The 24,290-nt window shown below is 44.5% G+C and carries 25 protein-coding genes and 1 pseudogene; 11 read left to right on the top strand and 15 right to left on the bottom strand.

Annotated elements, in window-relative coordinates:
- The 7 genes and pseudogenes from H6G48_RS26425 to pirA all read right to left on the bottom strand — a co-directional run.
- A pseudogene (locus tag H6G48_RS26425) lies at nucleotides 1-105 on the bottom strand (RNA-guided endonuclease InsQ/TnpB family protein); the annotation flags it as partial.
- Nucleotides 106-345: 240 nt separating this feature from the next.
- Nucleotides 346-1,944 carry a SpoIID/LytB domain-containing protein gene (locus H6G48_RS16535; RefSeq protein ID WP_190722542.1) on the bottom strand — a complete coding sequence of 533 codons (1,599 nt, stop codon included), beginning with the start codon at nucleotides 1,942-1,944 and terminating at the stop codon, nucleotides 346-348.
- 149 nt (nucleotides 1,945-2,093) lie between these two features.
- On the bottom strand, nucleotides 2,094-3,143 hold the full coding sequence (locus H6G48_RS16530) for a hypothetical protein (RefSeq protein WP_002798288.1): 1,050 nt from the start codon (nucleotides 3,141-3,143) through the stop codon (nucleotides 2,094-2,096).
- Nucleotides 3,144-3,294: 151 nt separating this feature from the next.
- Entirely contained in the window at nucleotides 3,295-5,301 is a 2,007-nt protein-coding gene (locus H6G48_RS16525; protein ID WP_190722541.1) for a PP2C family protein-serine/threonine phosphatase, read from the bottom strand.
- A gap of 331 nt (nucleotides 5,302-5,632) precedes the next feature.
- Nucleotides 5,633-6,088: a GNAT family N-acetyltransferase gene (locus tag H6G48_RS16520; protein ID WP_190722540.1), complete on the bottom strand. Its 456-nt coding sequence runs from the start codon at nucleotides 6,086-6,088 to the stop codon at nucleotides 5,633-5,635.
- Nucleotides 6,081-6,245, bottom strand: coding sequence for a hypothetical protein (locus tag H6G48_RS16515; RefSeq protein ID WP_002760035.1), 165 nt, complete (start codon nucleotides 6,243-6,245; stop codon nucleotides 6,081-6,083). The genes H6G48_RS16520 and H6G48_RS16515 overlap by 8 nt, the downstream gene beginning before the upstream one ends.
- Before the next feature lie 154 nt (nucleotides 6,246-6,399).
- On the bottom strand, nucleotides 6,400-6,561 hold the full coding sequence (gene pirA, locus H6G48_RS16510; protein ID WP_002733724.1) for an arginine synthesis PII-interacting regulator PirA: 162 nt from the start codon (nucleotides 6,559-6,561) through the stop codon (nucleotides 6,400-6,402).
- Between the two features lie 134 nt (nucleotides 6,562-6,695).
- Between pirA and H6G48_RS16505 the strand changes: the two genes are divergently transcribed.
- Nucleotides 6,696-7,490: an SAM hydrolase/SAM-dependent halogenase family protein gene (locus H6G48_RS16505; RefSeq protein WP_190722539.1), complete on the top strand. Its 795-nt coding sequence runs from the start codon at nucleotides 6,696-6,698 to the stop codon at nucleotides 7,488-7,490.
- Between the two features lie 177 nt (nucleotides 7,491-7,667).
- Here the strand turns inward: H6G48_RS16505 and nadC are convergent, their stop codons facing one another.
- Entirely contained in the window at nucleotides 7,668-8,516 is an 849-nt protein-coding gene (gene nadC, locus H6G48_RS16500) for a carboxylating nicotinate-nucleotide diphosphorylase (RefSeq protein WP_002760033.1), read from the bottom strand.
- A gap of 71 nt (nucleotides 8,517-8,587) precedes the next feature.
- Nucleotides 8,588-9,154, bottom strand: a complete 567-nt coding sequence (locus H6G48_RS16495) for a Uma2 family endonuclease (RefSeq protein ID WP_190722538.1) — start codon at nucleotides 9,152-9,154, stop codon at nucleotides 8,588-8,590.
- A gap of 161 nt (nucleotides 9,155-9,315) precedes the next feature.
- On the opposite strand from H6G48_RS16495, the gene H6G48_RS16490 reads away from it, so the two are divergent.
- From H6G48_RS16490 to H6G48_RS16470, 5 genes are all read left to right on the top strand, one after another.
- Entirely contained in the window at nucleotides 9,316-9,783 is a 468-nt protein-coding gene (locus tag H6G48_RS16490) for a CBS domain-containing protein (protein WP_008196071.1), read from the top strand.
- 42 nt (nucleotides 9,784-9,825) lie between these two features.
- Complete coding sequence (locus H6G48_RS16485; protein ID WP_190722537.1) at nucleotides 9,826-10,077, top strand: hemolysin XhlA family protein; 252 nt, start codon at nucleotides 9,826-9,828, stop codon at nucleotides 10,075-10,077.
- Between the two features lie 39 nt (nucleotides 10,078-10,116).
- The gene (locus H6G48_RS16480) at nucleotides 10,117-11,160 is read left to right on the top strand and encodes a S66 peptidase family protein (RefSeq protein WP_190722536.1); all 1,044 of its coding nucleotides are present in this window, start codon (nucleotides 10,117-10,119) and stop codon (nucleotides 11,158-11,160) included.
- Nucleotides 11,161-11,432: 272 nt separating this feature from the next.
- The gene (locus H6G48_RS16475; protein WP_190722544.1) at nucleotides 11,433-12,485 is read left to right on the top strand and encodes a phosphotransferase enzyme family protein; all 1,053 of its coding nucleotides are present in this window, start codon (nucleotides 11,433-11,435) and stop codon (nucleotides 12,483-12,485) included.
- A 205-nt stretch (nucleotides 12,486-12,690) separates the two neighbouring features.
- A complete protein-coding gene (locus tag H6G48_RS16470) occupies nucleotides 12,691-13,071 on the top strand; it encodes a DUF7682 family zinc-binding protein (protein WP_002747647.1) in 381 nt (126 codons plus the stop codon).
- A 9-nt stretch (nucleotides 13,072-13,080) separates the two neighbouring features.
- Here H6G48_RS16470 and H6G48_RS16465 read toward each other — a convergent pair whose 3' ends face one another.
- Genes H6G48_RS16465 through H6G48_RS16455 form a run of 3 tightly spaced genes read right to left on the bottom strand, consistent with a single transcriptional unit; the run spans nucleotide 13,081 to nucleotide 14,579 of the window.
- Nucleotides 13,081-13,572: a DUF29 domain-containing protein gene (locus H6G48_RS16465; RefSeq protein ID WP_190722535.1), complete on the bottom strand. Its 492-nt coding sequence runs from the start codon at nucleotides 13,570-13,572 to the stop codon at nucleotides 13,081-13,083.
- A gap of 13 nt (nucleotides 13,573-13,585) precedes the next feature.
- On the bottom strand, nucleotides 13,586-14,077 hold the full coding sequence (locus H6G48_RS16460) for a DUF29 domain-containing protein (protein ID WP_190722534.1): 492 nt from the start codon (nucleotides 14,075-14,077) through the stop codon (nucleotides 13,586-13,588).
- Nucleotides 14,078-14,087: 10 nt separating this feature from the next.
- Nucleotides 14,088-14,579: a DUF29 domain-containing protein gene (locus tag H6G48_RS16455; protein ID WP_190722533.1), complete on the bottom strand. Its 492-nt coding sequence runs from the start codon at nucleotides 14,577-14,579 to the stop codon at nucleotides 14,088-14,090.
- A gap of 186 nt (nucleotides 14,580-14,765) precedes the next feature.
- Here H6G48_RS16455 and H6G48_RS16450 point away from each other — a divergent pair, with 186 nt between their 5' ends.
- Nucleotides 14,766-15,683 carry an ROK family protein gene (locus tag H6G48_RS16450; RefSeq protein ID WP_190722532.1) on the top strand — a complete coding sequence of 306 codons (918 nt, stop codon included), beginning with the start codon at nucleotides 14,766-14,768 and terminating at the stop codon, nucleotides 15,681-15,683.
- A 1-nt stretch (nucleotide 15,684) separates the two neighbouring features.
- Here H6G48_RS16450 and H6G48_RS16445 read toward each other — a convergent pair whose 3' ends face one another.
- Together H6G48_RS16445 and H6G48_RS16440 are read right to left on the bottom strand one after the other, a co-directional pair.
- On the bottom strand, nucleotides 15,685-16,287 hold the full coding sequence (locus H6G48_RS16445; protein WP_002760023.1) for a Crp/Fnr family transcriptional regulator: 603 nt from the start codon (nucleotides 16,285-16,287) through the stop codon (nucleotides 15,685-15,687).
- A 230-nt stretch (nucleotides 16,288-16,517) separates the two neighbouring features.
- Nucleotides 16,518-17,156, bottom strand: a complete 639-nt coding sequence (locus tag H6G48_RS16440) for an LON peptidase substrate-binding domain-containing protein (RefSeq protein ID WP_190722531.1) — start codon at nucleotides 17,154-17,156, stop codon at nucleotides 16,518-16,520.
- A gap of 407 nt (nucleotides 17,157-17,563) precedes the next feature.
- On the opposite strand from H6G48_RS16440, the gene H6G48_RS16435 reads away from it, so the two are divergent.
- Nucleotides 17,564-19,105: a ferredoxin--nitrite reductase gene (locus tag H6G48_RS16435; protein ID WP_190722530.1), complete on the top strand. Its 1,542-nt coding sequence runs from the start codon at nucleotides 17,564-17,566 to the stop codon at nucleotides 19,103-19,105.
- Between the two features lie 423 nt (nucleotides 19,106-19,528).
- Here H6G48_RS16435 and H6G48_RS16430 read toward each other — a convergent pair whose 3' ends face one another.
- Nucleotides 19,529-20,563 carry a PstS family phosphate ABC transporter substrate-binding protein gene (locus H6G48_RS16430; RefSeq protein WP_190722529.1) on the bottom strand — a complete coding sequence of 345 codons (1,035 nt, stop codon included), beginning with the start codon at nucleotides 20,561-20,563 and terminating at the stop codon, nucleotides 19,529-19,531.
- Between the two features lie 629 nt (nucleotides 20,564-21,192).
- Here H6G48_RS16430 and pstS point away from each other — a divergent pair.
- The 3 genes from pstS (at nucleotide 21,193) to pstA (ending at nucleotide 24,279) form a co-directional block, all read left to right on the top strand.
- Nucleotides 21,193-22,314 carry a phosphate ABC transporter substrate-binding protein PstS gene (pstS, locus tag H6G48_RS16425; protein ID WP_190722528.1) on the top strand — a complete coding sequence of 374 codons (1,122 nt, stop codon included), beginning with the start codon at nucleotides 21,193-21,195 and terminating at the stop codon, nucleotides 22,312-22,314.
- Between the two features lie 94 nt (nucleotides 22,315-22,408).
- Nucleotides 22,409-23,368, top strand: a complete 960-nt coding sequence (gene pstC, locus H6G48_RS16420) for a phosphate ABC transporter permease subunit PstC (RefSeq protein WP_149985282.1) — start codon at nucleotides 22,409-22,411, stop codon at nucleotides 23,366-23,368.
- Between the two features lie 17 nt (nucleotides 23,369-23,385).
- On the top strand, nucleotides 23,386-24,279 hold the full coding sequence (gene pstA, locus H6G48_RS16415) for a phosphate ABC transporter permease PstA (protein ID WP_190722527.1): 894 nt from the start codon (nucleotides 23,386-23,388) through the stop codon (nucleotides 24,277-24,279).
- Nucleotides 24,280-24,290: the final 11 nt, after the last annotated feature.

Raw genomic sequence — 24,290 nt, 5'->3', positions numbered from 1 at the left:
TAACCTTACACATTTGTTACGGATGAATTGAGCAGTACGAATAGCATCGTCTATGGCTTGATACTGTTGAGTTTTAGCTTTAACTTTAAACTCTAAGACAAACATTTTACGCACGGGTTACTTAGATAAAATCAGTATAGCACAATAAAAGTTAAGTTAACAAGCTATAGTTTAAAAAGCCGTCCTAAAAGGACGGGGCTTTAACCCAAAATTTCGGTAAATTTTAGTCAAATATTTGATCTACTTAGTTTCTAATCCTCTTTTTAGGTAGGAGAATTGTCAGAGCCTTTCTCTTGCCTATTGCCTATTGCCTATTGCCTTCAGAAACTGATAACTGATAACTGCTTAATTTCCTCGCCAAAAGACAATCGAATTATTGAGAGGTTGAATGGTGGTGCCGGGATAATAGAAAGCGAGAATTTGTTCGGGAGACCAACCCAAACGGGCTAAATTATAGGAACCAAATTGACTTAATCCTACCCCGTGGCCAAAACCGCCACCAATAAAGTTATAACCCTGGATCTGTCGATTGGTATCGTAGATAGGATCGATGTAGAATAGGGTACTGCGAGGCGGTCCCAAAGCACTACGCACCTCATTTTTATGCAGTTCTAAAATCCCCTTATCGGTTTGAACGGTCATAGTCAGAATCCGACCGGAAGGAGAGCGCTTAGTCACTTCCATCCATTGGATTTTCTGGAAATGGGCGAGGGGATGTTTTCTGCGTTTTAGATAGGTTTCTAGGTCTTGACTCAAATCAGCTAAAGAAGCTTGTTTTTGCCAGCGAAAAACCCGTCGACCCGTCTCATTAAAACCATCTTTAAGATTAATAAACTGGCGAAAAGTTGTCTCATTAGCGAGAGATTGTTTCGAGAGATCCCAGACTCGATTGGGGGAGTCCACCACTGCCCGGAGATAAGGTCTTTCCTCCCCATCCCAAACATCACTAAAGAGGGCAGTTATTCCGCCGGTGGTAGAGGAATAAAGGGCATCCACTAACTCATTTTGGTAGGTTAAAACCAGGCCTCGCGTGGCCGCGATCGCTTGATCAGCCCGGGGATTAGTTCCGGTCAATCCATAATAAACTTGACAATGGGTATCGGCACAGAGTTCGTAATTATCGGCTTGAAAACGGCGGAGATTGCGGAGGGCGTAGGTGCGGGCGATAATAGTTTGCGCCTGGGTGGCGCTTTCCGGGGCATCATGACCGATTTCGTGGGGTACAACCCCGCGCAGGTAGGTTTCGAGGGGAACGTTATTAACTAGGGTAAAAGTGCCGTAGGCGTTGGGCTGTAGGCGCATAGTTCCCCCGTACAAACGTAACTGATCGGGGCTATGGGTGACTTGAATCAGGTTTTTTTGGCTCTCGATTTCTAATTCTTTGGGAAAATAGCGCACCCCGTTGATTTGGAAAGAAACTTGCGGCTTTTCTTTGAGTAAAACACTATTAATATAGGGTTGATTGTAGCCTTTGGCTTGCAAACTGGTCAGCAACCAACGTCGCACTAGGGGATTTTCATAAACTTCTCGCTTTGCCCAAACCTGCCAGCGTCCGGGCTGGGTAATTTCCACTTTAATGCCCATTTTTGCCCAATTTTTGGCACTATTTTCGGCGGTTTCAAAGGTGGCGTGGTCGCTCAAAATGACTTTTTCTTGCAGGATGGGAGAAGCGAGAGGACGGGGAATAACTTCTAATTGTAGGCGATTGGTTTGCAGGGTTTGGGATTGGCCATCTTCTCCCACCACGCGCAGGGTGAGATTATCACCACTGGTACTACTCAGGGTTAATTTTTCCTTGGCTTCATCGCCAAAACGTTGGACAATGCCCAATCTCAGAAGGACATCCTTGGCTATAGCGGCAGGAATTAGGGTTAAACTGAGCAAGATCGCCGCAGTTATGGAACCGATGCTAATTATTTGTTTTTTTTCCTTGATTTTTAGCATAAAGTCAATTATCTGTTAATAAGTTTTCATAAAAGTTGAGGATATTCAGAGATTATAGCAGCAAGCCGTTAGGGGAATGGGAGAATAGGGTAATGAGGGAATTTCAACTAAAACCCCAACACCCCAACACCCAACACCCAACAAAGCACCTAACTTCCCCCATCGCTGATAATGCGTAAACGTACCATTTTTTGTCCACCTTCATCCAGTTCTACTTCGATCACTTCACTGGTTAAACTTTCCAAACAGGTTAACATCGATCGCAGATGGGGATTACTTGCTCCCGTATCCACATAGAGGCGATCGGACAAACTACCTAAACGTTTCCAAGTAGTATAAAGTTTAGCTACGGCTTGCTCTAATTGTGTGGCTTGTTTAACCAGGTCCGCCGCCGTATTTAGACAATCGACGCGCAAAGCTTCTTCTAGAGCCATTTCGATATCTAAATTACCCCGTCGGAGAGTTTGTACTTGGGCCGCCGCATCGAGATATTTGGCTAAACTGCGTGCTTCCGAGGTGATTAATTTTACCGTGTCCACATCGGGATTAGCGGCGATTTCTTGACGGAGAGTGTCGATATGAGTATCGGGTAACTTTTCTAATTCTTTCACTAAGGGGGCGAGATGACGCGCCGGTAAACTGCCGTCGCTGGCTTTTTCTTTCACTTCATCGGGTAGTAAATCTGAACTCATCGCTGTCCATTCATCGGCCAATTGCTTCACCTCCCGACGGGTAATTCTCTCCCCTTGTCGGGCCGCATCACTGACTAATTTTTGAATTTCGGGGGCAGATTTGGCCGTTTCCACGAAGGCGCGTTTACTAAAATTATTGATACTATCGGGATCCAGTTGTCCTTCTGCCAGGAGAGTATCAGCACTATTAGCCAATTGAATCAGAGCATAAGCTTGACTTTTAGTGATTTCTCGCTGTTTTAACCAGTTCAAAAAGCCTGTACCGCGACTATCACCGCCTTGCTTTTCCCGGTCGCGAATAGCTCGCAAAATTCGCCCCCGCCAGATTTCCGTTTGCAAATCAAAGCGATCGCAAACTTTCCAAAAAGAATCCAGTTGCTGCTGAAAGTCATGATCTTGGATGGTTTCATCTTCGGGATCTGGCAGTTGAAAGTTAAACTCTAGAGGCGTTTCAAAGGCATCAATGATCGCGGAGGTGTCGGAGGAGAACGTCGCAGCATCAACCATAGGATAGACTCGGCAGTTAATCGGGCATTTTATCTTAACTCGCTCTGGCAACCCCCGACAAGCCGATTAATCGTCAGGTAAAACCCCACACCCCACACCCCACACCCCACACCCCACACCCTGTCCCCACGAAAAACTTTTTCAGCCAACCCTAGTTAGGGGAAGCATTGGGGGGAGTGGGACTGGTGACAGGTGCGGAAGGTGTCGTCCCGGTCGTGGGACTGGTGACAGGTGCGGAAGGTGTCGTCCCGGTCGTGGGACTCGGACTGGTGACAGGTGCGGGAGAAATCGATGGATTGGAAGCGGGATGACGACTCAGGAATTGCCAAGCGATCGCAGCCAGCAAACCGAGAACACCGACAGCGCTCACTACTACGACTAGGGGTGAAACCCTAGTGGGTGCGGGGGGAGAAGTACGACTAGAAACCGAAGAAGATGCGGGGGGGGGAGTGGGTATTGCTGTCACCACTTCTTCTCCGGGGTAGGTGTCCCCGCTGTAATCAAAATCTTGGTCATTAAGATCGGGAATAATTTGTTCTTTGGCCTGAGCATAAACTAAAGGCCTGATAGGTTCAGCCGCAGGAACTACCCGACAATAAACTAGGGCGATGGTGGAGTTATCGTGACCGTTTTTCTGGTTAGCTAGTTGTAATAAACTTTCCCCCACGGCGGTTACATTTTTCTCTCCTCGCAAAAGAGGCACAATTTCACTGTCCCAGTATTGTTCTACCCGATCGTAATCACTTAAACCATCGGAACAGAGGAGAAAAACACAATCTTGATCAATAATCAACCTCTGAACCGTGGGATGGAGATTAGTGGCGCTACTCATGCCCAAAGCTTGCACCAAGGCCCCGGCGTTGGGATACTGTATGGCATCACGATAGAGGAGATAGCCTAATTTCACTTCCCTGGAAGCGAGATCGTCATCCACCGTCACTTGATGACAACTGTGGGCAGTAATCCAATAGATGCGGGAATCCCCCACATGGGCCGCGTACATTTCCTGGGCCTGGGCAAAAGCCATAACTAGAGTCGTACCCATGCGCTGACGATCTTGTCTTGACTCCTGATCATTGCGTTGACTGATCAGATCATTGGTGACACGAATCGCCTGTTCGAGGACAAGACTGTGACTATCGGGATAGACTTCCATATCAGTGGGGGCACTGCGATTAATTTCCCTAGGCAGGGTTTCGATCGCCAATTGAGCAGCGATTTCGCCCCCTTCCTGACCGCCGATGCCATCACAGACAATCGCCAGGGGATTTTGACCATGAGCGAGGGTTATGGCCTGATTAGTCGGGGGATAACAGGCATCCTCGTTGTGTTCCCGCAGCGGACCGGTATCGGTGCGGGTAAAAATCTCATAGCTGCGTTCTTGACCTCCACCGTAGTGCTGTAGTGCATAATCGAGGATAGCGATCAGGGATTCCGGGCGATCGAGATCACCGGATTCTAGCTCTTGGGTCAGGGATGCGAGAAAATCTTGAATATTAGCGGCTGCCGTCGGCATCAGACCGGCCCACAGGGCCCCTAAATCTCGTAAATTGGGAGCGGTAGCCTCGTCTTTGCTTAATTCTAGCAATTGCAGCAGCTGATTATTCACTCTCGTCAGAGAAGGGTTAAGCAGACTAGAGACCACAGCTTTTCTCTGAAGGGGATACCAGAGTTTGGCCATTTGCCATAACCAGTGAATTTGCCTTAAATCAGAAGCTTGCGACCAAACCTCGGCCAGAGTGGGCAATAGTTCTGGATAAATTAATTCTCCCGTTTCGTCGAGGGGAATAGTGCCGTATTCCAACAGCCAGATGTCCATATTTAAGCGTTCATCGGGACTGGGAATATAGCCATAGACTTGGGGAATGTGGAGATGGAAGGGTAACAATTTTAGGTAGAGGGAAATCCAGCTAGGAGGTTCGTCCGGCGCTTGGGGTGCTTGAGCGGGTTTAGTATCAAGAACAATTTGTGGTTGTTTGACCAAATAACGATTATCAATTAGCTCGCCAACATGATAATAGGTTCTCACCCAATCACCCATCATCCATAAATAGCGCTTAACTAAAGGAGTACCGCATTTTTCACAGAATCTATTAGTGAGAGCGTTCGGGGATAGACAGGTTAGGTTTTGACATTGGAGGGTTGTCACGGAATCCATGAAAACTGCTGACTCCTAAAGCGCGGTTAGTATAGGTTAATAAAATAGCGTGTTTTTATCCACGATGACTGCCAGTGTATTGCAGTGTTTCCCAAATTTTACCCTTTGTGGCTCGCTCAGGAATAATTAATGCTGACAGTGCCATCTCTATAGGTATGTCTGGGGTTGGGGAAGTGGGAATTATAAATTATAAATTATGAATTGGGGAGACCACTTCGTGCGCGTTGCGGGGGGAAGTGGGGAAGTGGGGAAGTGGGGAAATTGAACTAAAACCCCAAAACCCTATCACCCCAAAACCCTATCACCCTATCTCGGAGTCTCCTGACAGTTTCTAAATATTTTTCAACATCAGCAAAGAGCGAGTTTGAAAGCCGAGATTTTGGTAGAGATTGAGAGCATTGTCGTTATTGATGAAGACTTGTAAACCGAGGCGGGTTTGTCCGCGACTTTTTGCCCAATCCTTAGCTCGATCGATTAGTGCGCTGGCGATACCTTGGCGACGATGCTGGGGATCGACGTAAATTAGGAAAATATGACCATAGCGATCGCCTGTCACCTGATCGACGGCGCTCCCCATCCAGAGACAAGCGATCGCCGTTTGTTGTCCTTCGACGATCCACAGGGGAGTATCGAGGCAAAAAAACTGTCTGACTGTATCAGCTAGATGGGAGAGGTTTTTTTGTTCGGGAAAAAATTCTTGATAGCTGCGGGTGAGAAAATTAATTAGTAGATAGCGATCGCTCGGGTTTCCCAGTCGCAGCCGATAATCTTCGGGAAGGTTAGCCATGCCAAGGATAAGAGAAAATTATGCCCAGGGATGGCTCGATCGGAGCGGGTGCCGCTAAATCTGCCGGTAAAAAAATCCGGATGCCGGTGGCAACCAGAGCAACTAAAAACACGAAGATAGTCAGGAGCGGAGCGATATATTGCCGGAAAAAAGCCATAATTATTTGATCTCTAAACTGCTGTTCCTTCTATTTTAGGGATTGCCAGTGGAGATATCGGCAATTTTTTAAAAAAAATTCGCCCAAAAAAAAGTGATCGGCATACCGATCACTAGAAACCGACAACTAGACTATGACTAAACACCGATTAAATCTAACGAAGGTGCAAATAGGCCGCCTCTGCTTCCAATTGACGCACTAGAGCCTCATTTCCCTGCGCTCTAGCTACTTCCAGTCGGTGTTGTAAATTTCTGCGGAGTGTTTCCCTATGGGCCACGGTGGCCTGTGTTAGGACTTGCTGACGATTTTTGTTCATGGTGGACAGACTTTTGAGCGACTTAACTTACCTTATATCTAAATCATAACATTCTCCTTGGGAAACTGTATCTTTAGCTACTGAATTTAGCGTTAAGATTTATTAAAGCTGTTGGCAACCTTAGTGACAAGTCAATGACGGAACAGGCACTGATAACCCTTACTAGCGATTTTGGACTACGAGACGGTTATGTGGGCATTATCAAGGGAGTAATCGCGGGAATTGCCCCCCATGCTCGCACGATCGATCTGAATCATCAAATTTCGCCCCAAGACCTTTACGCTGGTCGTTTTATTCTCCTGAATGCCTATCAATACTTTCCCCAAGGCACTATTCATCTGGCAGTTATAGATCCGGGGGTAGGAAGCAAAAGACGCGGGGTAGGGATTCGTTTTGCCGGTGGTTATTTAGTCGGGCCAGATAATGGTTTATTTAGTGGCATTTTAAGCCAATCTCCCGCTATATCTGCCGTTAATCTCAATAATTCTTCCTATTGGCGCACCCCTAACCCTAGCACTACTTTTCATGGTCGTGATATTTTTGCTCCTGTGGCCGCTTATTTGTCCCGGGGAGTACCCCTAGAAATGTTAGGTGAGATTATTGATCCCGATAGCTTGCAACAATTAGCGATCGCTGTTCCGCAAATCGAGGAAGATAAAATCAGGGGTCAAATTCAATATATTGACATTTTCGGCAATTTAATCAGCAATATTCCCGATTATCTCCTAGAGGGAAAAAATTGGTCGGTGCAGTTGGGTCCAAAAATTATCCCCGCAAAAAACACCTACAGTGATGTTCCTTGGGGGGAAATAGTCGCTTTTATCGGTAGTCACGGGGGGTTAGAAATTGCCGTCAATAGTGGTAGCGCTCAAAAGCAATTACACCTAAATATTGGCGATGCGATCGAGGTTACAATAGATAGGAGATAGGAGATAGGAGTCAGGAGACTCCGAGATAGGAGTCAGGAGTCAGGAGTTAGGAGTCAGGAGTCGGTCGTCAGGAGACTCCGAGACAGGAGACAGGAGATTATTTTTATTTATTCTTCCCACACCCCACTACCCCACTACCCCACTACCCCACTACCTACTGATCACTGATATGGCCTTTTAATCAATTCTCATACTAATATCTAACCAAGTAGAACGGGTAATCGGGGCGCTAGTGGAAATATAATCTACTCCTGTTTCGGCAACGTTGCGAATGCGATCGAGGGTAATATTTCCCGATGCTTCTATTTTGGTTTTACTATTAAAATTGCGGATCATCTCCACAGCAGTTTGCATCATCTCTAAATCCATATTATCTAACATAATGATCTCTACCTGCTGCTGCAGGGCCTGATTCACTTCTTCTAATTGGCTGGTTTCTACCTCAATTGTGAGAGGATAGGGCATATTTTGCCGTACACGACGCACTGCTTCCTCAATGCTGCCTGCTGCTTGAATATGATTATCTTTAATCATAATTGCATCATCTAGCCCCAAACGATGGTTAATAGCGCCACCGATACCGGAGGCATATTTTTCTAAAATTCGCAATCCGGGGGTAGTTTTGCGGGTATCCACCAATCTTGTCGATAAATCGGCAATTTTCTCCACATACTGACGAGTGGCACTAGCAATTCCACTCAAGCGCATGGCAAGATTTAAAGCGACTCTTTCCCCAATTAACAGCGCATCGAAGGAACCTTCTATCTCGGCAATAACTTTAGACTTAGGGCAGAATTCCCCTTCGGCAACGGTGGGGGTAAAGTGAATAGTGGGGTTAAGCAGTTGAAAAACTCGTTCAGCTACGGGTAAACCAGCAATAACTCCCGCTTCCTTGGCAATCCAACTAGCTTGACCAATTTTAGCATGACCGAAGAAAATTGCTTGGGTGGTGCGATCGCCTCTACCGAGATCTTCTCGTAACCAGTTTTCTAACAAGGGATCAAGGACTAATAGGGGCGGTAACATAGAATTTATCGAAACAATCGGGACGTATTTATTTTAAGTTTAGTAATATTTGACCTGTTTGTAAACTTTCTTTAATCGAAACTTATCCCTTCATAGATTAACTCGATCGCACAGTGAAAATCGAGACTAGATAGAATAATTTCTTCCCCTTGACTATAAGCGCAGTAAAACCAAATTTTATCTTCACCGCGGCGATAAACCTCAACACTGCTCGATTCGGTATCGACTAAAACGTATTCTTGTAAACTGGCAATCTGACGATAATATTGTAACTTTTTGGTGCGATCATAGTTTCCTGTGCTAGGGGAAAGCACTTCAATAATCACTTGTGGATGTTGAATAAAATTACGAGATTCTCTATCCCTAAAATCGCAACTAATCACCAAATCGGGATAAAAATAACGACTATTATTAGCTTGTACTTTCACATCAGATACATTCACCCGACAGCCTCGCGGACGGAGATGAGAATATAAAGTTCTGTAAAAATTCAAGGTAATATCATTATGGGGCAGACTACCCCCAGTCATGGCGATAATTTCCCCATCAATATATTCATGGCGCAATTCCTGGGTAGCTTCCCATTCTAGATACTCTTCCGGGGTCATTCTTTCTGGGTATTGAGGTTGAGCGATCATTTTTATTTTTCCTTGTCAACTAACTAAATTAATATCCCATTTCCTTTTTATGTTATACCATTTTCTCAGCCGAAGATTGAAGAATAGTCATAATTAAGCGGTGACTGATTACCCTAATGATAAGATGGAGAGAGAAAGCATTATTGTCGCAGGTCGCTAAGATGACGAAAACAGTTGCCCATATCATGACTCCCAATCCCATCACCGTCACCGCTAACACTTCTTTGTCCGAAGCAGTAAAAATTTTGGCCGAAAAGCGGTTTAGTGGTTTACCCGTGGTGGATGACAATATGCGACTGATTGGGGTTATCTCCGAAACTGACCTTATGTGGCAGGAAACGGGAGTAGAAGCTCCTCCTTACATTATGCTCCTCGATAGTGTCATCTATCTACAAAATCCTAGCCGTCACGAGAAATTACTCCATAAAGCTCTCGGTCAAACCGTGGGGGAAGTAATGACCGATAAACCTATTAGTATCACAGCCGATCGCCCTTTGAAAGAAGCGGCCTCGTTAATGTATGATCGTCATGTGCGTCGTTTACCGGTGATTGAGGAAGAAACCCACAAAGTAATTGGTATTATCACTCGCGGTGATATCATTCGCGATATGGCAAAATCGGAAGCATAATGGCTTTTCTAGGGCAACAATTAACTAAAAGGTCTTGAACAAATGAATCAATCTCAGGAAACGGTTACTTATTCCCTAGAAACTATCTTGACGCGGATGGAGGGAAAAATCGATTCGTTACAAAAAGATGTGACGGATTTAAAGGTAGGACAAGCGGTGTTAACGGGAAAAGTTGAGGGAATAGAAAATCGACTAAACTCATTAGAAGGAAACCAAAAATGTCAGGTTTGGGCATTAATTGTCCTCTTAGCTGGGGCAATTGTGAAAACTTTTTTTCTGAGCAGTAATCCCTAAATTCTTATTTCCCTTGCAATTTTTCTAAAAACTATCAGGATGAAGCGCCGTCAATTTTTCATTAATTCCGCTCTAACTGCTGTTAGTTTTTCCCTAATTCCTAGAAAAGTTGTTAGCAATAATTTTCCTCTAATTAAACCGCCACATCTACAACCCGGGGATGGAGTGGGTATTATTAGTCCGGCGGGGGCAACTTTTAAAGAAGATGATTTGAATATAGTTATTGAAGCAGTTAAAGCTTTAAAATTAGTCCCAAAAGTTGGTCAACACGCTTTAGATCGTTATGGTTATCTAGCCGGTAAAGATAGCGAGCGAGCCGCGGATATAAATCAATTTTTTGCCGATGATAATATTGCCTTAATTTTACCAATTCGCGGCGGTTGGGGAAGCGCTCGTTTATTACCTTATCTCGACTACGATTTAATTCGCCGTCATCCGAAAATTATCTGTGGTTTTAGTGATATAACTTCTTTATTATTAGCTATTTATGCCAAAACTGGTTTAGTTACTTTCCATGCTCCCAATGGCTTTTCTAGTTGGCGCACCGCTCAAACTGAAAGCTTTCGACAAGTTTTATTTTCTGGGGAAAAGTTAACTTTTATAAATTTTCCCGATCCCGATGATGCTAATCGTTTAATGCAGGTAAAAAATCGCATTCAAACTATTACTAAAGGTCAAGCAAAAGGTAAATTAATCGGTGGTAATTTAACCACTTTAGCCTCAATAGTTGGCTCTCCCTATCTACCAGATTTTACCAGTGCTATCCTATTTTTAGAAGATATTGGTGAAGATATTTATGAAATAGATCGCCTGTTAAATCAATTAAAATTAGCGGGAGTTCTCGATAATTTAGCTGGGTTTATCTTCGGTCAATGTAGCAATTGTAGCGCCGATAGTGACTATGGTTCCCTGACTTTAGAAGAAGTGATCCGAGAATATATCCAACCCTTAAAAATTCCCGCTTGTTTAGGTTTGATGATCGGACATTTGGAGATTATCGAGACTCTAGCTATTGGTATTGCAGTAGAATTTGATGCTAATCGGGGAACAATTACTATGTTAGAATCGGCGGTTAGTAAGTAGGTGTTAAAGCATCAAAAACTGTTCCGGCGTTGCCACTCAAAGACTTTTTCAGCAGCTCCTATATTAATTTTTTGGGTACTGATACCAAATCCGTTTTTAAGGATTGTTTCTCCCTTCTCCCCGCTGGCTGCTCCCCTATAGCTTTTAAACAGGATGTAGTCTGACAGAGGAATGTAGCGAAATATACGGAGCGATCGAACCAATTTGTAATATATGTGGCCTATAAAATAGGATGGTGCGAGCGTTGTCCACACTTGCATCGGGAGGGAACCGTGACGACTTTTCTGGCTTCGCTCAATTTACTGCCTTCTAGTTCTGCCGCTGCCAATTTTCGGACTGGAGAATGGACTTTTCCCACACTCTACTCCACTCTTGCTCCTGCTGCCCTAGCAGATTTGGTTTTTTCTCGTTACGAGATTGATGTACCGAAAAATTGTCAATTTTGGCATCGGGGTTTAAGTGATGTGTATCTCCTCGAAACCCTGAAAACTCCCTACATTTTGCGCGTATCTCACTGCCATTGGCGCAGCAAAATGGAAATCGACTTCGAGTTAGAATTATTAGATTATCTCGATCGCTCTCAGGTTCCCGTCGCTGCGCCAATTCGCAGCAAAAACGGTGATTTATCCCTAGAAATTAATGCTCCGGAAGGGAAACGTTACGCCGTCCTTTTTCCCTATGCTCCTGGAGGAATTGCTATTGGGGACATAGATATAGAACAAGCCTATCATTTAGGGGCGATCGTGGCTAATTTACATCGGGTGACAGCAGATTTTCAACCCCTAGCCTATCGTCATCCCCTCAACCTCAAATATCTTCTCGACGATTCCCTGCAAATTATCGCACCTTTTCTGCACCAACGACCGAGCGACCTAGACTGTGTCTTAGAAACCATTGGGGAAATAGAGGAAGAAACCGCTAAATTACCGACAGAATCTCCCTATTGGGGCATTTGTTGGGGCGATCCTCATAGTGGTAATGTGCATATCACCCCTGATAATCAGATGACCCTATTTGATTTCGATCAGTGCGGTTATGGTTGGCGAGTTTTTGATATCGCTAAATTTCTGCAAGTTTCCCTACAATCCGGCTTAAATCGCCAGGTTCGCCATGGTTTCATCCAAGGCTACGATGAAACAGTGCCTTTAACCGATGGTGAATTATCTTGTCTTCAGTATCTCACCCAGGCGGCCTATATTTGGTCTTGGTCAATTAGCTTAAATAATCTGCGTTTAACCGATTATAGTCGTCTCTGTGGCAATTATTTTAGTAGCCGTTTGGCCATTCTCAAACGCTTAAGAACCCAAGAATGGGAATTATTCTAAGCAGCCTTAATCTTGTCGATGACAGCAGCCTCAACTAACGAAGATAAACTTTCTTGCCGGTCAATCGCCACACCGGGGATCGATCCCTGTATGCTGGTAAGTATAGATAATCACTAGGTAAAGACTTTCTTCTCCATCTGCCAAAAGTGAAGCAAGCTTTACCGCTTTTGAATACTCCCTCACAGCCTCACAGACAGATGGTATTATGTCCAGAAGAAAGAAGAAGTTTCCCTGTGGTCACAAGGGTTATGGCCAAGTCTGCCATCATTGCGCTCAACTAGATGCCGCGTGGGAAGAAAGAAAACGTCAAAAAAATGCTTGGGAAGCCACTTTTTCGCAAGATCCGATCGATCTGCGGGAATTACCGAAAAATGTGGTACTTAAAGCTAGGGAAATCCTGCAAGGATTGCAAAATCACCGCAATTATCGAGATTTCCACGGTAAACGATTGCGACACGATCGCTTTATTATCAGTATCCCCGTTACCCGCAATTATCGCCTCATCTGTCGCGACCACGGCAATCTCCTCGTCCCAGAAGCGGTCATCTCTCACGAAGATTATAATGTTTGTAAACCGGGTAGGTGAAGCTAATCTTTAGTTCGCTTGGGAAGATTTATCGCTGTTTATATCTTCCCAATCCGGCAGCCAATTTTCAGCGAGAATCTCCTCTAGACTAGCTAATACTTCCACGGGGAAAATACTGGCATCTAATCTGGTTTCGTCAATCATCAGATTGCGAGCATCGAGATAACATTTTGCTAAAATTTCCCTTAAATAGGACTTTAAGCTGGGACTATCTTCTAAAAGATCAGCAATTTGTAGGCGAAAATTCCTGATTTCTTTTTTCCATGCTGCTTGGTTGTAATCTCGTTGGGATTGCCAGTAGGTTAACTTCAGTAAATGTTCTAGGAGTCGAGTTAAGAGACTCTTAAGCGCTCGTCGATTATTTTTCCCCAAATCTGCCAACTCCTCTAATAAATTCTGCCAATCTACCGCTTGAAAATCGCCTTGACGCAATTGGTTGATAGTGGACTCTAACCAAAGTTGATAATCGCTATCGTAGAGATTTGGGATGGTAATATTCATGATTTTTTACTCCTTAATTGCACTTTTCAGAATCATTGCCGATAGCTTCCCAATCCGGCAGCCAATTTTCAGCGAGAATCTCCTCTAGACTAGCTAACACTTCCACAGGGAAAATACTGGCATCTAATTGGGTGATATCAATAATTATCTCCCGAGCATCGCTGTAACATTCCTCAAGTATCTCGGATAAATAGGGTTTGAGACTGGGACTATCTCTCAGTATTTTCTTGATTTGTTTCCGAAAGGTTCTAATTTCCCCTTTCCATGCTGCTTGATTATAATCTCGTTGGGATTGCCAGTAAGTTAACTTCAGTAAATGTTCTAAAAGTCGAGTTAATAAACTTTCTAATGCTCGTCGATTATTTTTACCCAAATCTGCCAACTCCTCTAATAAATTCTGCCAATCTACTGCTTGAAAATCGCCCTGACGTAATTGGTTGATCGTGGACTCTAACCAAAGTTGATAATCCCTATCGTAGAGATTTGAAATGGTAATATTCATCATTTTTTACTCCTTAATTGCACTTTTCAGAATCATTACTGATAGCTTCCCAATCCGGCAGCCAATTTTGCTCGAGAATCTCCTCTAGACTAGCTAACACTTCCAGAGGGAAAATACTGGCATCTAATTCGGTTTCGTCAATAAGCAGATGGCGAGCATCGAGATAACATTCCGGCAAAATTTCCCTTAAATAGGACTTTAAACTGGGACTATCTTTGAGAATTTTTTTGATCTGAATACGAAAATTGCGAATTTCTTTTTTCCATCCAGCTTGATTATAATCCCGTTGGGATTGCCAGTAAGTTAACTTCAGTAAATGTTCTAAAAGTCGAGTTAATAAACTTTCTAATGCTCGTCGTTCACTTTTTCCCAAATCTGCCAACTCCTCTAATAAATTCGGCCAATCTACCGCTTGAAAATCCCCTTGACGCAATTGGTTGATAGTGGACTCTAACCAAAGTTGATAATCGCTATCGTAGAGATTTGAAATGGTAATATTCATCATTTTTAAAATGGGGAAAAATCAGGAGTTAAGCTGCAGGTATCCAAACTATAGGAGAAATTGGGGCTAATCAATCAGCTAGTTTTGCCAGTTTAGCCGAATTATCCTCAATCACATCTAACCGCGAAAAAAAACGCCAAAAAGAGTGATAATAAACCTAGCTATTCCCAGAGTAACAAGAAAAGCCCGATGGTGAAAACAGTAATAGGTGTCGATTTAGGTGGAACTGCGATTAAAATTGGTAAATTTGACCAAGAGGGCAATTGTCTCGAATCTCTCACCTTGCCCACTCCCCAACCCGCTACACCCAAAGAAGTCGCCCTTACCATACATCAAGGCATTTGTCAAGTAAATTTAGATAAAAGTTGTCAAGCCATCGGTGTGGGAACGCCGGGGCCGGCGGATGCTCAGGGAAGAATTGCCAAAATAGCGATTAATTTGGCAGGATGGCGGGATATTCCCCTCGCCGATTGGTTAGAAGAAAGTACGGGAATGCCGACAATTTTAGCCAATGATGCCAATTGTGCCGGTTTGGGGGAAGCTTGGTTAGGAGCGGGCAAACGGTTTCAAAACTTGATCCTGTTGACCTTGGGGACGGGAGTAGGAGGGGCAATTATTCTCGATGGTAACTTATTTGTGGGCAGCAAGGGAACGGCCGCAGAATTAGGCTTAATAACCCTTAATTTTGACGGTCCATTGTGCAATAGCGGTAATCGGGGTTCCTTGGAACAATACGTCTCCCGGCAAGCTATTCGCCGGATGACCGGCAAAGAACCGAAGCAATTGGCGGAATTGGCCGAAAAAGGCGATCGAGAGGCTTTAGAATTCTGGCAGCGTTACGGCTGTTTACTGGGGGCTGGTATCGCCAGTTTACTCTATGTTCTCACCCCAGAGGCGGTAATTATCGGCGGCGGCATTAGCGCCAGTGCTAAGTTTTTCTTTCCCTCTCTGCTCACAGAAATCGAAAGACGGGTGTTACCTAGTTCCAGAGAAGGATTAGAGGTATTAACGGCCGAGTTAGGTAATCGCGCCGGGATGGTGGGGGCCGCTAAATTAGCTTGGCAATTATTGGACCTCCGCAAGGAGTCTATTATGGGGGGGGACTGACTTAATCGTGAATAATTAAGTGGCGATCGCAATCGCTGCTCACGGCTCCCTGACGCTGAAATTCGCCTAACAAACGCGTCACCGTTACCCTCGTGGTACCGATAGCATTGGCGAGATTTTGATGGGTTAAACGGATCTTTAAACGACTGCCTTGGGCGATTGGTTCTCCCATTTCCCGCTTTAATAACTGTAGTAACTGCTGGAGACGTTCCTCCACTCGTTTGAGTCCTGCGATCGCAAGAAGCGATTCCGTTTGTTGTTGACGACGGATCATTTGATTTAACATCATCCTAGTTAATTCCGCCGAATTTTCTACTTCGGCGATCGTGTACCATTTTAGGTACAGTTCCGACAAGGCTCTGGCGTGATAGGATTCTAGATGGGTCAAATTTAAGCCAAAAAAGTGGGATGAATGGGCCCAGCCTAGTAAAATTTCCTCTCCACTCTCAGATACTTGACTTAGTTGCGCCATACCCCGATAAACTTGCCAGACTCCATCAACCACCAGAGGAATATTTTCCCCGCGATCATAAAAATGGAGCCGACGACTCTCGCTATAGTCTTCTCGGAAGGGTGAGACGCTGGGATTATAGGTCAGCAACATGATCAAAGTTCTCCTGGGTGAGGGGCTAACGATTTTAACCCCACTTTACTGTATCAAGGTAAACATTAGGTAATCCCCAGATTAACAGTTATCAGTTATCAGTGGGTCAGTCATCAGTGGGTTAGTGACCAGTTTTCAGATGTGAGTTATCAGTTCACTGATTACTGTTTACTGTTCACTGAAATAAGACGGCCACTGCCATCTCCCGAAGCTGAAAAACCTCAAGATCATTAATTTAAAGCATCTTTAAGAGCCGTGCGAGCGGCCAGATGATTGCGAGTCGAGGTGAGAATTTCCGATTCTCGTTGCAGACGACTGACTGTATCGAGCATTTCCAATAAAGCCTGTTGTTCCCCGGCCACACCGTAGAGATTACCCGCCACCCAGTAGGATAATTCCAGGGGAAGACTGGGCAAATCGTCGGGGAGTTCAATTTTTTGAGCGGTTAATTTGGCTGATAGATGAACCACATCCCGCAGCAGTCGATCCACTTCTTTGGCCAGAGGTCGCAGCTCTTGGGTGGTGGGGACATCTTCAATCCACTCCACTAAACCGACACGATAGGGTTTTTCCCGGACATATTCTAGGACACGGAAACGCTGTTGACCGATGGTGAGAATTTTTAACCGATCATCTGGAAGACGTTGACAACGGACAACTTCCGCACAACTGCCGACTTTAGCGATTTCTCCCGTGGCTGGATCTACCATTAAGACCCCAAAACGGCGATCTTCTTCCAATATCGTATTCATCATAATCCGATAGCGAAACTCGAAGATGTGCAGGGGCAGGGGACGACCCGGGAATAAAACAACTTCGGGAAGGGGAAAGAGAGGTAATTCTCTAACGGCAATGGAAGAAGTGGCCATAGGTTTAGTAAAAAAAAACCGATCTTTTCTTATTTTTACACAATACCCCCTGAACCGCTAGGCAAGGGCAAGAGACTCCGAGCCAGTATTCAGGAGCCAGTATTCAGGAGTCGGGAGTCGGGAGATTGCCTTTATTTATTCTCCCCACACCCCACACCCCACCTTAATGCACTTACTGCATGATATAAATGCCTAAACACGATGGTGAGCGGATTTCTGTTACAAACAATACAAAATTATCCAACTTAAAACGAATTAAATAACAAATAGAGACTAGGTAAATTACTAAATTTTTGCTAATGACGACGGTATTTTAAAGAATACTTATTGTTAAATCCCGATTTCTTCATTTCTAACCCGCACCAACTAGAACAATTGCACCCACAGACCAGTAAGGAGATAGATTCGTGGTACAAGCACCTGAAAAAGATGGAACAACTCTCAATAAATTCGAGAAATTTAAAGCCGAAAAAGACGGATTAGCCATTAAAGATGAACTGGATCATTTTGCCCAAATCGGTTGGGAAGCGATGGATAAAACCGATTTAGAACATCGCTTAAAATGGGTGGGGGTTTTTTATCGTCCCGTCACCCCGGGCAAATTTATGATGCGTTTGCGGATTCCTAACGGCATTCTCAGTAGTGAGCAAATGCGAGTTTTAGGGGAAATCGTGCAGCGTTACGGTGATGATGGCAATGCCGATATTACTACTCGTCAAAACCTACAATTACGCGGTATTCGTATCGAAGATATTCCTGATATTTTCCAACGACTAAAATCCGTGGGCATGACTTCGGTACAATCGGGCATGGATAATGTCAGAAATATTACCGGTTCACCCATGGCAGGACTAGACGCAGATGAATTAATTGACACCAGGGAATTAGTCCAAAAAGTCCAAGATATGATTACCAACTACGGTCAAGGTAATTATCAATTTAGCAATCTGCCCCGCAAATTTAATATTGCCATCGAGGGGGGACGGGATAATTCCGTTCATGCGGAAATTAACGATATTGCCTTTGTTCCTGGCTATAAAGAGGGAGAATTAGGCTTTAATGTCGTGGTGGGCGGCTTTTTCTCGGCTAAACGCTGTGAAGCGGCAATTCCTATGAATGTTTGGGTGAGACCAAATCAGGAAGTGGTGGATTTATGCCGAGGAATTTTGGAAGTTTACCGCGACAACGGATTGCGCGCCAACCGTCAAAAATCCCGTTTAATGTGGTTAATTGATGAGTGGGGAATTGAGGAATTCCGCACCCGGGTGGCCAATCAGTTAGGTTATCCCTTGGCAACGGCAGCGGAAAAAGACGCTATTGACTGGGAAAAACGAGATCATTTAGGAGTTTTTCCCCAAAAACAGGAGGGATTGAGCTACATCGGTCTTTGTGTTCCCGTTGGTCGTCTATTTGCCGATGATATGTTCGATTTAGCCCGGATTGCCGAAGTGTATGGCAGCGGAGAATTGCGTTTAACCGTGGAACAAAACGTGATTATTCCCAATATAGCGGCTGAAAATATGCCGACTCTTTTAACCGAGCCTTTACTGGCTAAGTTTACCCCCAATCCCACTCCTTTACAACGAGCGCTCGTTTCTTGCACGGGGGCGCAATTCTGCAATTTTGCCCTGATTGAAACCAAAAATAAGGCTGTGGACTTGATTCGTCAGTTAGATGCCGAATTAAATATCCCCCGGGGTGTGCGGATCCATTGGACCGGTTGCCCTAACTCCTGCGGACAACCCCAAGTGGCCGATATCGGTTTGATGGGGACAAAAGCGCGCAAAGACGGCAAAACCGTGGAAGGAGTTGACCTCTACATGGGGGGTAAAGTGGGTAAAGATGCTCACCTGGGAAGTTGTGTACAAAAAGGGATTCCCTGTGAAGACTTAAAATCGGTGTTAACCTCTATCCTCATCGAACAATTTGGGGCGACACCGAAAGGTTAATTAACAAGTTTCTCGATACGCTGGGGGGTTTATCCCCTCTTTTTTTTCTGTATCTCTGTTGCTTTAAATTGGCAAACCTCTTGCTATAGTAGGGGGCAGATAGGAGCAGGAAAATCCTTATATATAGCGTTTCTCACACCTGTGTGGCACAGTCAAACCTTTGCTGATTAAGCTTTTCACCATCGACAATGTACCTCTTGCGAACAGGAAACGCTATATTTTCCTACCAGATGGGAATCGTTACTTAGGGTTTGCTGAATAAATGTGAAATATAGACGAGGTAAGAGTTTTAGGGTACTGTTTCGCCCCCACAGGTGCAAGATTTTGAGAGTCCTGTAAGGGCGAAGCATTCGGGCAATAACCTATCGGTGAAACCGTAGATTTTCTATCCGAATGCTTCGCCCCTACTTTTTGCCGCAAACCCTATTTAGCTTCAAATTGGGCTTGTTTACGAAGTAATTCCCCGATGGTTAAATTGGGTTGGGGTTTGCCCTCAAAAACCGTTCCTACCTCAAATTTTTGTAACTGTACCCCTGCCAAATGATAGGCCTCATCGGGTAGGGGAATATAACCAATACTATCTAATAAATTGGGAACTCGATCGAGATAATATTCGACAAATTTCTCTAAAGCGGGATTCTCTTGGGCTTTTTGGGCATTAACATAAATAAACAAAGGACGAGATAAGGGCTGATATTTACTATCCTCTACATTGCCGCGAGTTGGTTCGATACCGTTAACTTTCAAAGCTTTTAATTTATCCCGATTTTGTTCATAATAAGCGTGGCCAAAATATCCCAAAGCGTTGGCATCTTGACTGACGGCATTAACTAAAGCTTCGTCATCTTCACTAAAATTAACGTCCCCACGACTGGTATCTTTGCCGTTAATTACCTCACTAAAAAAATCGTAGGTTCCGGAGTCTTTACCCGGCCCGTGAAGGGTAATCGGTCGGTCGGGCCAAGCGGGATTAATTTGATTCCAACGTTTGATTTTATTCTCTGCCGCTGGTTCCCAAATAGTTCTTAATTCTCTGGTGGAAATATCATCAACCCAGTTATTTTCGGGATTTACCACCACGGTTAAAGCATCAAAAGCGATCGGTAGTTCGATAAATCTGACCTTATTAGCATCACATTCTTTTAATTCTTCCACAGAAATCGGCCGAGAAGCATTATTAATATCGGTTTCTCCTGCACAAAATTTTCTAAAACCGCCGCCAGTTCCTGAAATATTAGCGTCAATTTTAACATCAGCCAAAGCTTTGTTAGGAGTATTAGCTTTAAAATCTTCGAGAACTTTATCAGTAATTGGTGCTACGGTACTCGAACCATCGATTTTAATTGGTTTTAGGTCTTGAGGATTAATATTGGCACAAGCAGGTAAAAGTAGAGCAGTTCCTAGTATGGTTGCGACTACTTTGGTCGGACGAGATAGCTGAGTAAAAATTTCTAGCATAGGTGTAAAAAGGAGAAAGTAAAAACGGGTATTGGGGAGACTTTTCAGTTATCAGTGGGGAAGTGGGAAGAAAAAAGCTGAGGGATGATGGATAAAAACCTTAATCTTTTCTTTGTTGTTTTTACGTCACTATAATGGTAGGGAAAGAGAAAAACCTAATCTAAACTGGAAAAGTTAGCGGCCTTACCTGCGACTTAAAACTAATGTTTAGTCAAAATAAATAGTAAAAGAAGAACGTAGGTTGGGTTGAAGCATGAAACCCAACGCCCGCATGGGTTACGCTACCGCTAACCCATCCTACAAATAATTGTGCCTCCCTACTTAAAACTAATGTTTAGTCAAAACAAATAGTAAAAGAAGAACGTAGGTTGGGTTGAAGCATGAAACCCAACGCCCGCATGGATTACGCTACCGCTAACCCATCCTACAAATAATTGTGCCTCCCTACTTAAAACTAATGTTTAGTCAAAACAAATAGTAAAAGAAGTTGAGATTTTTGTCTAGTTATCGAGAAAACTTTTCTTGACAATACATTATGTTTTTTTATTCACTTCTTAACCTATTCTTTACCAAGACGTGGTAACTTTTAGCGTAAGATTTAAGGCAGTTTACGGCTCAAAATTAATCCTATGCCCAGCAGAAACAGAACCCATTTACTAACAGCCTTATCCCTAGCGACTTTAACAGCGACTTTAACCGCTTGTGGGGGCGGTGATACGGCGGGAACCAGTGGAGAGGGAAGCAATAGGATCGCCCAAGTTCCTCTGCAAGGAGAGGTCGCCCTCAATGGTGCGGGTGCTTCTTTTCCCGCACCCCTATATCAAAACTGGTTTGTCACCATCAATCAACTATTTTCTAAACTGCTAATTAACTATCAATCCACCGGTAGCGGGGCGGGAGTCGAACAATTTATTCAAGGTACGATCGATTTTGGCGCTTCCGATGTGGCCATGAGTGACGAGGATATGGCCAGAGTTAGCCGCGGGGTTTTACTGCTACCGATGACGGCGGGAAGCATCGTTATGGCTTATAATTTGCCCGGAGTAGAAGGGCTGAAACTAAGTAGGGAAGCCTATGTAGGCATCTTTTTAGGCACGATTACCCGTTGGAACGATGCCAAAATCGCCGCCGATAACCCCGATTTAAAACTACCCGATGAAGAAATTACCGTAGTTCACCGGGCAGACGGTAGCGGGACGACGGGAGTTTTTACTAAGTTTTTAAGCGCCGTTAGTCCCGAATGGAAAAAAAGCATCGGTGAAGGAAAAGCCGTACAATGGCCGACCAAAAAAGGTAAATTTCTCGGTGGTAGGGGCAATGAGGGAGTAACTGCCCTAATTCAACAAAATCCAGGCTCGATCGGTTATATTGAGTACGGTTTCGCTAAAAATAATAACCTGCCCATGGCCACCCTGCAAAATCAGGCGGGTAAATTTGTCGCCCCCGATGAAACCAACGCCGCCGCTACCCTCGCTAACGTCGAACTGCCTGAAAATTTACGCGCTTTTATTGTCGATCCGCCGGGGGAAAATTCCTATCCCATTGTCACCTATACCTGGATGTTGGTTTACAAAAAATACAACGATCCCCAAAAAGCTTTAGCAATGGAGGCGATGATTGAATTTGGACTTAACCAAGGACAAGAACAAGCAGCTCCCCTTGGTTATATTCCCCTGCCGAAAAATGTTCGGGAACGAGTAGCCGCCGCTGCCGATGTCATCTATCCTGATTACACAATCAAGGTGGATTAGTAGCCGAAAAAATGTATTCAAAGTTACAATAATAGTGGAGAAAGGCCAATTTCGACCTTAGCTACCGCAAACTAGCTGGATTTAAACCCTAATCATGAGTGCGCCCACAGTTTCACCCGACTCAAATTTTAAAGAACGTCCAGAATCGGAAAAAATCCTCGATAAAGGCTTTGTTGGATTAACTACCGCCTTTGCCATCGCTATTGGGGTAATTTTGCTCCTAATTGCCCTAGTGATTTTTATTCGGGCTTTACCGGCGATTCAAACCTTTGGTCTGGGATTTTTGACCAGTAGTGCTTGGAATCCCGTGCGCGGTCGCGAAGAATTCGGAGTTCTGCCCGTTATCTACGGAACTCTCGTTAGTTCTCTGATTGCCCTCCTGATTGCTGTTCCCCTCGGTATCGGTTCAGCCATTTTTTTAAGCGAAGATTTTATTCCCTTAAATGCGCGGACAATTTTGGTTTTTCTCGTACAACTTTTGGCCGCTATTCCCAGTGTTGTTTACGGATTATGGGGTATCTTTGTATTGATTCCTATCCTCAGACCCCTTGGTAACTGGTTAAATGCTAATTTTAGTTGGATTCCTCTGTTTAGTACTCCTTTAGGGGGTCCTGGAATGTTACCGGCGGGGGTTATTTTAGCAATTATGATCCTGCCGATTATTATCGCTATCTCTCGCGACTCTTTGGCCGCTTTACCGCCGGATCTAAGGCAAGCTTCCCTAGGCTTGGGGGCCACCCGTTGGGAAACGATTTTTCGGGTATTAATTCCCGCCGCTTTTTCCGGGATTGTCGGGGGGATTATGTTAGCTTTAGGGCGCGCTTTAGGGGAAACCATGGCAGTAACGATGATTATCGGCAATTCTAACCGCATTAGTGCCTCTATTCTCGCCCCCGCTAACACGATCGCTTCCTTATTGGCTAACCAATTCGCCGAAGCATCGGGAATGCAAGTATCGGCACTCATGTATGCGGGTTTTGTTCTCTTGGTTTTGTCCCTAGTAGTCAATATCTTCGCCGAATTAATCGTTAATCGCGTCAAAGCTAAGTATTAAGCCATCTTTTAACTGATATGGATAGTGCGAATTTAGGCAATAATCTCAAAAAGAAACCGAGTAGTCCTCGATCGCTATTGGGGACAATTATGACCGTTCTCTCGGCTTTATGTTTAGCCGTCACCGTGATTCCCCTCTTTGCCGTCCTAGGCTTCGTTTTTGTGCAAGGGGTGGGTCGTTTAAACGCTAATCTCTTTACTAAATTACCGCCACCGCCGGGGTTAGGAGGAGGAGGCATCGCTAACGCCATTTTAGGCACAATTATCGTCGTTGCCCTAGCCACAGCGATCGCAGTTCCCATCGGCGTTTTAGCGGCGGTTTATCTCTCGGAATTTAGCGGTGATAACAAACTTGCCCAGGGTGTGCGCTTTGCTACCAACGTTCTAGCGGGTGTCCCTTCAATTATTGTCGGGGTTTTCGCCTTCGGTTTGTTAGTTGCGCCCTTATTTGGCGAAGGAACAGCCATTTTAGGCTTTTCTGCCCTGGCTGGTTCGATCGGTTTAGCGGTGTTAATGTTACCCACTATTATTAGAACCACCGATGAGGCTTTAAAAATCGTTCCCCAAGACATCCGCTGGGCGGCCATGGGTTTAGGGGCCTATAACTACCAAACCGTCCTAAAAATCGTCCTTCCTGCCGCAGTTCCCGCTATTTTAACCGGTGTGACTTTAGCAATTGCTAGGGCTGCCGGGGAAACCGCCTCCTTAATTTTTACGGCATTATTCTCTAACTTTTGGCCCCGGGGTGTCTTTGAACCGATTGCCACCCTTTCGGTCTTAGTTTTCAACTTTGCTACTGCCCCTTTTGCCCCCCAACAGCAATTAGCTTGGGCAGGTGCTTTAATTCTGGTGCTTTTAGTGTTGGTAACTAACATTTTATCCCGTTTAGCTACGCGCCAGAAAACCTATTAAGTCAAGGAAAA

It is taken from the genome of Microcystis flos-aquae FACHB-1344 (assembly GCF_014698375.1).
In the GTDB taxonomy this organism is placed as follows: Bacteria; Cyanobacteriota; Cyanobacteriia; order Cyanobacteriales; family Microcystaceae; genus Microcystis; species Microcystis aeruginosa.
Note: the sequence above shows the minus strand (reverse complement) of the source record. Positions and strands in the feature narration are given on the sequence as shown.